This window comes from Staphylococcus sp. GDB9P120P, from assembly GCF_017893435.1.
GTDB lineage: Bacteria > Bacillota > Bacilli > Staphylococcales > Staphylococcaceae > Staphylococcus > Staphylococcus cohnii.
Genome location: NZ_JAESNB010000002.1, coordinates 162,228 through 174,836, shown reverse-complemented (window position 1 = coordinate 174,836; position 12,609 = coordinate 162,228). Strand labels below are relative to the sequence as shown.

General features: G+C 33.0%; 7 protein-coding genes and 1 pseudogene. 4 read left to right on the top strand and 4 right to left on the bottom strand.

All coding sequences use genetic code 11. The annotated features are described in order from the left end of the window. Window positions 1-72: 72 nt before the first annotated feature. The 3 genes from KA856_RS14075 to KA856_RS00800 form a co-directional block, all read right to left on the bottom strand. Window positions 73-174 carry a hypothetical protein gene (locus tag KA856_RS14075; protein ID WP_369076568.1) on the bottom strand — a complete coding sequence of 34 codons (102 nt, stop codon included), beginning with the start codon at window positions 172-174 and terminating at the stop codon, window positions 73-75. Window positions 175-536: 362 nt separating this feature from the next. Next, window positions 537-992, bottom strand: coding sequence for a MarR family winged helix-turn-helix transcriptional regulator (locus tag KA856_RS00805; protein WP_107383505.1), 456 nt, complete (start codon window positions 990-992; stop codon window positions 537-539). Window positions 993-1,077: 85 nt separating this feature from the next. Continuing rightward, window positions 1,078-3,927: a YhgE/Pip domain-containing protein gene (locus tag KA856_RS00800; RefSeq protein WP_210138368.1), complete on the bottom strand. Its 2,850-nt coding sequence runs from the start codon at window positions 3,925-3,927 to the stop codon at window positions 1,078-1,080. A 217-nt stretch (window positions 3,928-4,144) separates the two neighbouring features. Between KA856_RS00800 and KA856_RS00795 the strand changes: the two genes are divergently transcribed. Beyond that, window positions 4,145-6,238 (top strand): amidase domain-containing protein, encoded by a 2,094-nt coding sequence (locus KA856_RS00795; protein ID WP_070038635.1) that lies wholly within the window; start codon window positions 4,145-4,147, stop codon window positions 6,236-6,238. Between the two features lie 183 nt (window positions 6,239-6,421). On the opposite strand, the gene KA856_RS00790 is transcribed toward KA856_RS00795, so the two are convergent. After that, entirely contained in the window at window positions 6,422-8,398 is a 1,977-nt protein-coding gene (locus KA856_RS00790; protein ID WP_070038632.1) for a GA module-containing protein, read from the bottom strand. A gap of 632 nt (window positions 8,399-9,030) precedes the next feature. Between KA856_RS00790 and KA856_RS00785 the strand changes: the two genes are divergently transcribed. The 3 genes and pseudogenes from KA856_RS00785 (at window position 9,031) to KA856_RS00775 (ending at window position 12,559) form a co-directional block, all read left to right on the top strand. Continuing rightward, window positions 9,031-9,831: a CocE/NonD family hydrolase C-terminal non-catalytic domain-containing protein gene (locus KA856_RS00785; protein WP_119537806.1), complete on the top strand. Its 801-nt coding sequence runs from the start codon at window positions 9,031-9,033 to the stop codon at window positions 9,829-9,831. A gap of 324 nt (window positions 9,832-10,155) precedes the next feature. Continuing rightward, window positions 10,156-10,437: pseudogene (locus KA856_RS00780) on the top strand (type I restriction-modification system subunit M N-terminal domain-containing protein); the annotation flags it as partial. Window positions 10,438-10,729: 292 nt separating this feature from the next. Further along, a complete protein-coding gene (locus KA856_RS00775) occupies window positions 10,730-12,559 on the top strand; it encodes a heavy metal translocating P-type ATPase (RefSeq protein ID WP_210138367.1) in 1,830 nt (609 codons plus the stop codon). Window positions 12,560-12,609 lie beyond the last annotated feature (50 nt).

Genomic DNA, 12,609 nt, shown 5'->3' with positions numbered 1-12,609 from the left:
TAAGCCTAAATTGTGATCTGCACCCTGTCAAGTATACAGTGAAAAAACAGAATGTATATGGCTACCTTATATTTACGATATAAGGATAGCCATTTTTAATGTTATTCTCTCTTGATTAAAAAATTCTATATATGAATTAATCGCTTTTATTGCTGTAGCCTTGTCTTTAAAAATAAATTGTGTAAAATGTATTTTTTAGTTTTATTTATGATACGCTTCTGCTTATCGATTTATTATGCGGTTTTTGGTTAATAAATAGCCGGTTTCAATATGAAACCGGCTAAACAAATTTTATGATTTTTATATATTGGGATAGTAACTACAATAATCTTTTAGCAATATGAACAGTAATTTTAGGATGAATGAATTAACTGATAGCAATCTACATGTATAATACAAATATGTAGCGGTTGGTTTCTTATAATAAATGACTCAATGTTCTTACTAATATGATTACGATTAATAAACGTTAAATTTTTATTTTTTTAAATATCTAAGTTACAGCGGATACTTTAATTTAGTGAAATTAACTTACTCTAGTAGTACTTTTTTAAAAATGTCTTTTCAAAATTCATGAGCTGATACATAAATTTTTCAAAATCTTCTCTAACAAAACAGCTTAATAAAAGTAATTTTATTTCTTTTGTTAAGTTGTTTTTTATTTCTTTTAATAAGCGTTCTCCATTATGCGTCAAACTCACTAATTTAGTACGTTTATCATTAGAATAAACTCGTTGCACATAACCTTTGTATTCTAACTTCTTAACACGTTTTGATGCAGCTGTCTTATAAGTACGTTGCTTATTTGCTAAGTCGTTAATCGATACTTTTTCATTATGCTGAATAAAATACATTGTTTCTATTTGTTCATAAGATAAGTAACGACCTGGTTCCAATTCTTTAACCATGTTAGTAATTGCTTTATTAATATTCGCTGTAGCATCATAGAATTGGTTAATTAATATTTCTAAGTTTCCCTCTTTATCCTCCATATTAACCTTCCTTACTAAACTATCATTTTTCAACCATCATTTATTTTTTAAAAATTAAATATTACTTATTATAAGCATAATAACTTTATTCCATTACATCACTTTCTTCAGCTTTTTCAGTTGCTTTTCTCATCAGTGGATCAGTAATTGGTTTAAAGATAACACCAATTAATAAAAATCCTATACCAAATAATGAAAGTACCACTAATTTTTTAGTTAAAATTTCAGGTACAGGTCCTCCAACTGCTTCTCTTAAAGCATCTATTGAATAGGAGAAAGGTAAATAAGGGTGAATGACTTGGAAGAACTCTGGTGTAACTTGGATTGGGAAGGTTCCACCACCACCTGCTATTTGTAGTACAAGGAAGATGATTGCAATTGCTTTCCCTGGATTTCCTAACAATGACACTAAAGTATATACAATTGAAATAAATACAAGTGATGAGAATACTGATATAGCAATAAACCATACAACAGATTCAACTTGCGCTTTCAGTATCACTATATCTCCAATTGATACGATGAGTGCTTGGATAATACCCAACGTGTAGAACAACCCACTCTTTCCTAGATAAATTTCTCTTGTCGTTAGATGTGGCTCTAATGTTTTATGTTTATTATCTGTCGTTAATAAACTTACTAGTAATAAAGCTCCTACCCATATTGCTAATGCTGTGTAAAATGGTGTGCTTGCTGAACCGTAGTCTTTCACAGGAAATATATCTTTTTGATCTATATTAATTGGATTTGCGATTACATTAGCTTGTTTTTTCAAATCATTTTTCAATAGGTCTACCATTTTATCCACTGCATCGTCGTCTTCAATCTCATCAAATAGTTTGTTCGCTTTAGCCAGATCTTTTTCAACATCTGGTAATTGATTACGGGCAAAATCTGCCAAATTGTGCAAGCTTTCTTTTGCACGTGGTTGATTTGTATCTAAAATATCTACCAAATTATCATAGCGATTAAACAGTGTTGGTATTGTATTGTTCACAGTTGCTGTTGTATCAGATAACTGTTGTTCTAAACCTGGCAAGTCATTTTCAATAAATGATGCTGCGTTAGAAACACTTTGTTTAAATTGTGGATAATAATTTTGAGCAATAGACATTGCATCCATATATCTTTGCTCAATGACTGGTAGTGCACTTTGAATCGTCTCAATTCTATCCTTACCAGTAGTTAAAATACTTTCTCCTGAATTTATAACTTGATCAATTGTGTTTAATTTCGATTGAACAGTTGATAGTTTTATATCGCCGTCATCTAATAATGACATCACATCATTAGATACATCTAATAATTTTTGGTTTAGTTCTGACTTAATATAGTTTCTTAAATCATCTAAGCTACTATTCACGCGTGGAATTTCTTTAAGTAATTCTACTGCTTCTTCTTTACCAGAACTTCCATTCGAAAGTGCTTCACTAAGTTGATTTTGTGTCTTAATTAAATTATTAATTCTATTATTTGCTGATTCTAATTCCTTAATCTCATCAGAAAGATCTACCTTTTCTCTATCTTCAAGCTCTGATAATATATCTATAAACTTTTGATTGGACTTACTTGTTACTTCAAGTCTAGATTTAATATTATCTAAAGTTTCTTTGAAATCTTTTGGCTTATCTGTAGATATAATACCGTAAGTGACATTTTTTAGCGCATTAATATCTTCTTGACTACTTTCCGCTTGTTTGTCGGTATAATTGGATAAAGATAATAATGATTTTGATAGTGAAGATTCCATTGCGCTTACATCTTCACTACTTATTGCTGTTCCATTTTGATTATTCCCAGCATTGTCGCTATTACCATTACTTATTTGCGAAGTTTTAATATTTGAATAACTATCTGACCCTTTAGAACTTTGCTGCTCAGTTTCAACATTTTTTTGTAATCGATTATTAGCATTTTGATTTGCTTCTTGTGCATTATCAACGACTTCTTGATAGCCTTCGACACGCTGTTGCACTGCAGGTAAATATCCTTGCGCTTCATTCAGGCCTTGTAACCCTGCGTCAACCCCTGCGCTTGCAAGGTCTACACCACGATTAATTTTTGGAAAAGCTTCTGGTACATCATTAGATGCAACATTCAAGGCATTTTCAATATTTGGCATGTAGTCATTTAATGCCAATATCAATTTAGCTCGCTCATTTAATGTCGGAATGGCCGCATTAACTTGGTTTAATTTATCTGCAGCATCTATAACTTCACCTTTATGATTTCCTAACGCTCTAAATTCATCAGCATAATTGTCAATCTCATCCTGATTTTCATCTAAATATATTATTTTATCAGCAAAATCATTAATTTTCGGTATAGAATCATTAGCTTTAGATACTGCATCTTCAATTTTATTTATGGTTGGAATTTCTTCCTCAAGTTTCACGCCAAGTCGATTTGCTTCATCTAATAATGCTTTTGTTACTGTCTCATTAAATTGTTCATTTGCTTTTTGAACAATGGCACTCGTCCCTGCATTTGTCATTTTAGGCGCAATCGCATTAAGTTTTTGATTCACTTTGTATTCTACGTCTGCTTGCTGTGGGTTTTTTCGAAGTGTGCCGGTAATTTGGTGCGTAAACTTCTCTGGTATGTAAATGGCCGCGTAATAATCGCCCATCTTCAAATCATGATCGGCTTTTTTTCGACTTACAAATTGCCAATCAAAGTTATCGTCTTTCTTTAGTTTATTGGTAATTTTATTGCCCACGTTCACACTTTTATCTTTAACTGTATCTCCCTTATCCTCATTTACAACAGCTACTTTAATATTTTTAGTATTACCATATGGATCCCATGTCGCTTCTAAGTTAAACCAAGCATAAAAAGAAGGAAGAAGTGCTAAACCTCCTAAAATCACTAAAACAGCAGGCGTCTTAGCAATCTTTTTCAAATCCATTATAAATAATTTTATTGCGTTCTTCATTTATACACCTCTAAAACTGTATCTATTGATTTTTCTTACATAAATTTAAAATTACTATTTGTTAATTTCATATAAGTTGATATAATGAATGCATTAACGAATTTTTCCATTTTTTAGTTGATACACATCAACTATATCTAAGTCTGTTTACAGTGTACCAAGACAAACCATAGTTTGTACATAGTAAAGTAATATATTTTAGAAAAGAGGTATTTTCATGAAGCAACAAAAATTATTAGTCTGTTTGCTTTCAACTTCTTTACTTATTCCATCATTTTCTATCAACGATGTTAGTGCCGAATCTTTAGAAAAAAGTGCCACAACTTCTGAATCAAATGACGTGTATAAGGAAAAAGATGAGGAGCAAGCTAAGCAATCGCATTTATCAAAAAATGGAAATGATGAAAAGAATAAGTCTAGTGATGAAAAGGAAAATAGTACAAAAGATGAAAGGACTACAGAAGATATTAATAATAAAAGACATAAAACTTCTGATAATGAATCATCCAACGAAAAAATACCGAGTTCATTTGAAAATTCATTTAATGATTCATCGTCTTATGATAGTTTGAATGTTTTCAAGCCAGAACCTTTTAAGAGTGACAATGATGGGCTATCTGAATTATTAAATCAACTGTTCTCTAATAATAAAATGAAACAAACTTCTACTATAGAGAATAACAATGTACAAAACGAGAAGAATGAGAGTAAAAATGATGATACATCTATAGATCAAATAAATCCAAATACGACAAATTCGGATGATAGTGACGAATCAAATACTAACAATTTAGAAAAAAATAGTGATAAGGGTTCACTACAAGGTGACATTGATGATGTACAGTCATCTGAGAAGTCAAAGAATGATGATATAGATAATAAGTCTGAATCAAACAAACTTCCAATTGATAAAAATCAAAAAAAAGATGATGGTGAGTCAAAACGATCTTCCCAACAAGATCGATCTTATGAAGAAGCAAATAATGATGCTGATGATCTAGACAACAAAGATAATGACACACCTGCTACTGAAAACGATAATGCCAACAGTGATAACGAAAATGCTGATAAATCAGATACAAAATCTGACGATAAAGTATTAGATGCAATTTTAGACGAGTATAGTGAAAATGCTAAAAATAATAAAAAACAATATGATGCTAAAAAAGATGATTTATCAAATGGAAATAGTAAAAGTAAGGAAAATAATTCTGAGAAACAGGCATCTAATACAAATGCTAACCCTCAATTACCTTCTGAATCACAATTAGCTAAAAAAGAAAAGCCAGCTCAATCATTTGAAAACGACATAAACCAATCAAACATCAGATCTACTGCAATTTTCCAACAATTGCCAAATTTATCGGATGATAGTAAAAATTCTAACGATATAACAATTACTGAAAATAAAAACACACGAGGTTTTATTAAATCAATTGCACAAGACGCTCACGACATAGGTCAAGATGAAGATATTTATGCATCTGTTATGATTGCACAAGCCATATTAGAATCTGACTCAGGAACTAGCAATCTTGCTAGTTCACCACATTTCAATTTATTTGGAATAAAAGGAGCTTATGAAGGTCAGTCGGCTACATTTAATACACTTGAAGATAATGGCAGCCATACGTTTCAAATTTCAGCAAACTTCCGTAGCTATCCAAGCAAAAAAGAATCATTGGAAGATTATGCCAATTTAATCAAACACGGCATCGATGGTAATCAGGACATTTATAAACCAACATGGAAAAGTGAAGCTTATAGTTACCGTTCAGCAACAATGCATTTGGCTACCACATACGCGACTGATTCACAATACGCGGACAAATTAAATAGTATTATCAACCACTATGACTTAACACAGTTTGATAATAAAAAAATGCCTGATTTAGATAACTACAAAGCGAACAACGATGATTATGATTCAGCTTTCAAACCATTTTCAGAAACAACAAATGACTCTCCTTATCCTCATGGGCAATGTACATGGTATGTTTATAATCGCATGGCACAGTTCGACAAATATGTGAGTGGTGATTTAGGCGACGCACGAAACTGGAATAATCGAGCAGAAAGAAAAGATTATGCTGTTTCTTCAATACCAAAATCTCACACTGCCGTTGTATTTGAGGCAGGTCAACAAGGATCAGACCAGATCTACGGTCATGTAGCTTTTGTAGAAAAAGTTAACGATGATGGTTCTATCGTTATATCAGAATCAAACATTAAAGGACTTGGTATCGTCTCTTATAGAACAATTGATGCAGATGCTGCAACTGAATTGAGTTACATTACAGGTAATAACTAGTATGTTTAAATATTCCCTTTATTTTATTTATTAAAGTGTTTAATTTAGCTTTTATTCATTCAAAATACAAATGCTCCATTCAAAGTCCCACTTACTAGTGTTCACTTTGAATGGAGCATTTTAAATATACTATATGAATTAACTCATACTAAAATACAGTATGAGTTAATATTTACAATTTTTCTATTTATTTCGTTTGGTGAACCATATTAATCCACCACCTATAATGAAAAGTAGAATCCCTAATGGAATCGTTGATTTTTTTACTACTGTTCCTGTATCAGGTAAAGAAAAATCACCATTATTGTCAAATAAACCACTTAAAAAGCTACCCGAGGAATCACCTAGAGATAAAGCACGACCAGGCGAAGGATTAGATATATCCTTAATTCCATCTAATATACTGTTTCTATTGAATAAATCGTCAAATAGACTTGGTGTACCAAGTAATTTTGAATTTCCACTTAATTTTCGCATCTGTTCAGCTCTGTCTAACAAACTCCCATCAAATTTATTAGATAAACTTGGCGTATATTTTAATGGTTCAAACAAACCATGCATATCATCTTTAAATTTACTTATGTCTTTATCAGCCTTTAATAGATCATTCAACTCATTATTAATTCCCGATTTCATTAGATTTAATAAGTTATGCTTAGAATCTTCTTTTTTGGCAATAACGTCAGCAAGCGCTTTAGCTTTAGCATCATTTAATTTCGTAGCTAGCATTGTTTCTAAAGCTTTACGTTTATCATGAGATTGGTCCAATATATTTTCTAAAATATCATCACTTGTAACATTGTGCCCAAAATGATGTTTGATTAAAGCTACAATTTGTTCGTTACTAGGATTTTTATGCATTATTTCATCAACGATTTTTGATGTATCTATATGATCAAATTTAGTTAATAGAATTGTTTTAATAAGTTCTTGCTTATCAGTTGTTTTATCAAACATAGATTTTAAAATATCATCACTCGTAGTAGTAGATAAGTTATCTAACTCACTAACAACTTGACTCGCGATTTGTTGATCTGTTTTACCTTTTGTATCTATACGTTCTAAAATAGATTGTGCACTCTTTTCATCAAAAGTACCACTAACAATATCTTTTACAGCTTGTTCTTTATTATTTACAGATTGTAAATGATTTAATACAACGTCATTTTGTTTTTTTAGACTTTGTTGCGTTTTTTCTATTTCCTTTTTCAATTTTTCTTTGTTTTTAGCAGATATTGAGTCTCGTTCAGAAAGCTTTGAATCCAATATCTTTAAATTATTTTCTTTATTTTCGACATAATAATCTAAATTATCTTTTACTTTTGAATGGTTTGTCGTAACTTTATCGATGTCTTTTTTAATTTCGTCTGATTGTTGCATTTGATTACTCTTAGTATTAGATGTATCTTTAAATGCTAAACCGTCTTGGTTGTTTTCTTTAACAGCGCCTTCGTCTTTTTCTGAAGCCGTATTTTTATTTTCTTCACTATCATTCATATCTGCTATATCTTTACTTTCTTCATTTAGTTTACCCATATCAACTAAATTAGAAAAATTAACACTATCATCAAACAAATGAGCTGTATCTTGCTTTGTATCTCTTTGATTTAAATTAGCATCAAACGTATTATCTTGCAGACCTTCTTGATCGAACAATTCATTACTATCTTGTTCTTCAATATGGTTAGACTTTTCTTTGACAGAAGAGGCTATATTTTTTTGACCATCTAACTCACTTTTTACACTTTCCTTATCTTCAGATACTTCCTTTTTGTCATTTTCAATTAAATGACTCTGCACTTTATTCTGTTCAATGATTTTATTATCAACCTTTTTTGCTTTCTTCAATATTGCTTCAACTTCTTCTGTACTTTTAGCTTTTATAATTTCATTAATAGAAGCATCTTTCTGACTATCTTTAATGTTTTTTAGTTTATCAATTTTCTCTTTACCTTCTTGAATGCGTTTTTCTAGCGTATTTTCACTATTCGAATGTGTCTCAATATTTAAATCAGCCTTATCTTTTGCTTCTACTGATGGTGTTGAAGTCACACTATATCCCATTAAAGAAGTGCTAATAATGAGGGCCACACTAGAAAATTTAAATTGATGATTTAATCTAGTTTTATTATTTAAATTATTATACCTTAACTTTTTCATTAAATTCACCTTTCTTCTAATTATTCATCCTCATTATATAGGTTATATAAATTTATTCAAATAGCAATATTGAAATACTATCTCATTTAAAGTAATAAATATTGTACAACTCAACTTTTAGCTTTATTTATTATAGGGTTCGGCTTATCATTTTTCGATGCGGCCGTTTAACAATTTTATTGAATGTCACTTTGAGTTTTTCAGAATAATCCTTCTAAATTAATGTACTCTAACGACTTTAAATGTAATTTTCAAACCCTGGTATCTTCGTATATATGCTACCAGCACGTGTTATATTCAGTCCTTCATTTAGATAAATCAACAGTATTTTCTATACTCTTATATCCATCTTGATTTAGAATAGCTTCTTCATTTTCAAATAATTTTTCTACTGTAAGATATTTATTCCAGTAGCCTTAGTTAGAACCAAAGAAGTTCTCAGCGACTCTTCCTGCTGCCACTTCGAAAATTTTACCATTATATTGATTATCTTTGTGAGATAACCACAAAACAGCAGTTGAAACCAATTCATCTCCAATTCGTTCTCCCTGACGCTTCCTTCTCCGTTTTCCATACTTCCAGACAGTGCTGTGAAAGCACCAATAATTGATAATGCATTGGCCACATCATTTATGTTGCCAAAACAGGACACAACATTAAATATCATCGGTCAGCCAGTTGCTAAAATACGAGTTAAACCCGACAAGGAAGAAGCGAATCTCCATGTTAGAGTGACGGATGTACACCCTACAGGTGAAAAGACACTCGTAACAAAAGGTCAACTCAATCTCAACCATTATAAAAGTCATGAATTCCCAGAGGATCTAACTGTTGGTGAATACATCGATGTAGAAATTCCATTGGATGTTATTGGCTATCAAATTGAAGCAGGGCATAGCATCGAAGTAACAATTTCACCGACTTATTGGCCTCAAATATGGCCAGACAAGGAGATTGTGAATCTAATTGTTGATTTTTCTCATTCAGAACTATTACTTCCTGTTATCAATGATTTCAATGAGGTAAGATTGAAATATGAGCAGTCCGAAACTGCAGCACCCCTTGAAAAGGAAATTATCAGGGATGGTTATAGGACTCGGAATGTCATCAAGAAACTTACAACAGATGAGTGGGTGTTAGATGACTTTTCTGATGAAGGGCTACGAACTTTGACCGAAACAAATATCACTTATGGATCTACTAACCATAATGTATATACAATAAAAGAAGGTGACCCTCTATCCGCCAAAGTAGAATGTGACTGGACTGTACAAGTGAAAGATAGTGATATCGATACAAATGTAGTAACGAAAAGTGTCATGAGTTGTGATGCTGATAACTATTACCTGTACAATGAAATGACGGGTTATAGTAATAATGAGCAATGCTTTTATAAAACATGGAATAAGACGGTCCCTCGGTACTATACGTGATAAACAGCACTCATTCTATAATTTATTAGATCAAATATCAGAATAAGATATATTTTCTTAAATAATTTTAGGGGCTGGGACAAAACCATTCCCTTCAAAAATAAGCCGGACGTTAGCTTTTCTCGGGCATCTGTGTGCCTATAGTCTCACGCAGATGCTATTTCCTAGAAGTCTAACGTCCGGCTATCTATTATTTTTCTATATCTTCAAGACTTTTGTCCCATCCCCTAATTTTTTGCATGCTTTATCTCACTGTCTCCTAGTTACATATTCACTTTAAGTATTATAGAATTGTAGTTAATAGATATAGTAGGAGAGATTATTATGGCAAGTATCAGATTTGAAGAGAAATTATGGCAAGCCGCTGATAAACTCAGAGGAAGCATGGATGCCTCAGAATATAAAAGTGTGGTTCTTGGATTAATCTTCTTAAAGTACGTCTCAGATGCATTTGAAGAGAAAAATGCTGAACTGATTCAAGTTTAATACGTAGATGAAGAAGATAAAGATGAATATATGGCAGAAAAGATTTTCTGGGTGCCAAAAGAAGCACACTGGACATATATCAATGAAAACTCTAAGAAACCTGAAATCGTTCAACTGATTTCTAACGGTGTGAAAAAACACAATAAAGCAGCAATCATGGTGACACACGATGAACGTATGCTTGAATACTGTGACCGCGTGTTCCAAATGAACGACGGTAAGCTTGAACAAGTGATAGATTATTAAAATATTAACTCTGCTACAGACAAAATGCAGCAGAATTTTTCTTTGTAAATCTATTTACATATACGGGGTATATTCATTGAATAAAACGCTATATATGATATAATATGTAAGAATATTTTTATTTTTCAGACAGCCTTAAGAAAATCAAAACGGAAGGATTTTTATCTTGTTCAACTACTTATTTACAAACAGGCAGGGGCAGTTTCTCGTTGCAGGGATTATCTTTATAATCCTCGGATTTGCATTGATGCCGGTAGAGGGTATCTACAGTTCCATTGCGTTTTACATCGCAATTTTCTTTCTCGGTTTCTATGCATCCAAGAATGCGGTCATCGAGACGATTAGAGAACGTTCACCAAACGTTGACTTACTGATGATTCTTGCTGCTATTGGTGCGGTCATCATCAATTATGAGTCAGAGGGTGCACTGTTACTTCTAATCTTTGCGGGTGCTGAAGTGCTTGAGAACTACGCGACTAGTAAATCCACAAAAGCCATTTCTGAACTGATGTCCCTCATTCCTTCAACAGCAAGTAGAATCGGGGCTGATGGAGAAATTACGGAAATTCCTACAGAAGAACTGATCCAAGGCGATATCGTCCTTGTTGCTAAAGGGGAACAAATCCCAATCGATGGACAGGCAGACCGTCAAGTATCGGTTAACGAAGCAGCGCTGACAGGGGAATCTGTTCCGGTTGTAAAAGAAAAGGATGAAGAAGTATTTGCCGGTACGGTAAACGATGGCAACTCGTTTAGATTAACTGTAACGAAAACGAGTGATGATACGATCTTCTCGAATATCGTGCGTATGGTTGAAGAAGCACAACAAAGACCATCGAAACTATCGAAAACCATCGATCGAATTGAATCGAAATATGTAATCTCTGTTTTAATCGGGGTACCGGTGTTTATCGCTATCCTTTACTTCTTTAATAATTTAGGATTTGAAGAATCATTCTACCGTGGAATGGTCATGCTGACAGTAGCAAGCCCGTGTGCGCTCGTTGCATCGGCAACACCAGCGACACTGAGTGCGATTAGTAACGGTGCGAAAAACGGTATTCTGTTTAAAGGCGGTGCCGCGATGGAGGCACTGAGCACGATGGACATTCTATATAGTGATAAGACAGGAACACTCACATACGGTGACTTCGTCGTTGAAGAATACGCAGCAGGTGAAGATACATTAAAAGAAGTGGTAACGATTGAACAACACTCGAGTCACCCGATCGCAGAAGCGATTGTGAAGAAGTTTAAAACTTTAGATTTAGATAGTGTCGATGACAGTGAACCGGTAGAAGAAATCGTCGGCAGCGGAATGAAGAAAGGCGATATCATCGTCGGTAAACCCGATGCATTTAAAGACTACACAGACCCATCGAACTACAGAGATCAAATCATTGCTGGAAATACGAATATCTTTGTCGGAGAGAGTGGACAAATTACTGGATACTTCTCGCTGGCAGACCAAGTCCGTGATGAAGCAGTACATGCCGTTGAAAACTTCCAGAACTCTGACATTGAAGTCGTACTCTTAACAGGAGATAATGAAACTGTTGCAGAAAAAGTTGCTGGAGAAGTGGGCATCACAGACTACACCGCATCATGTCTCCCTGAGGACAAAGTACGCTTTGTAAATGAAAGTCAGAAGAAGAGTAAGATTGTCGGGATGATTGGAGATGGAATCAACGACGCACCCGCACTGGCAAACGCTGATATCGGTATTGCAATGGGAAGCGGATCATCCGTTGCGATGGAATCATCAGACGTCGTAATCGTTAAAAACAACTTACAAAAACTATTCTATAGTTTCATGTTAAGTAATCGACTCAATCGCATTATTTTAGCAAATATTATCTTCTCTATTAGTGTGATTGTTATACTTGTATTATTAAATATATTCGGACTCCTAAATCTACCAACAGCAGTGCTCTTCCACGAAGGATCAACGATACTCGTTATCTTAAACGGATTAAGACTGTTAAGAGCAAAATAATAGTATATTTATCTACTGTAAAGAGGAATACACCTTGTATAAATCAATAT

What these genes read in the sequence shown, in the direction of transcription:
- KA856_RS00805 (WP_107383505.1), bottom strand. Translation starts at nt 992, where the DNA reads ATGGAGGATAAAGAGGGAAACTTAGAAATATTAATTAACCAATTCTAT.
- KA856_RS00800 (WP_210138368.1), bottom strand. Translation starts at nt 3,927, where the DNA reads ATGAAGAACGCAATAAAATTATTTATAATGGATTTGAAAAAGATTGCT.
- KA856_RS00795 (WP_070038635.1), top strand. Translation starts at nt 4,145, where the DNA reads ATGAAGCAACAAAAATTATTAGTCTGTTTGCTTTCAACTTCTTTACTT.
- KA856_RS00790 (WP_070038632.1), bottom strand. Translation starts at nt 8,398, where the DNA reads ATGAAAAAGTTAAGGTATAATAATTTAAATAATAAAACTAGATTAAAT.
- KA856_RS00785 (WP_119537806.1), top strand. Translation starts at nt 9,031, where the DNA reads ATGTTGCCAAAACAGGACACAACATTAAATATCATCGGTCAGCCAGTT.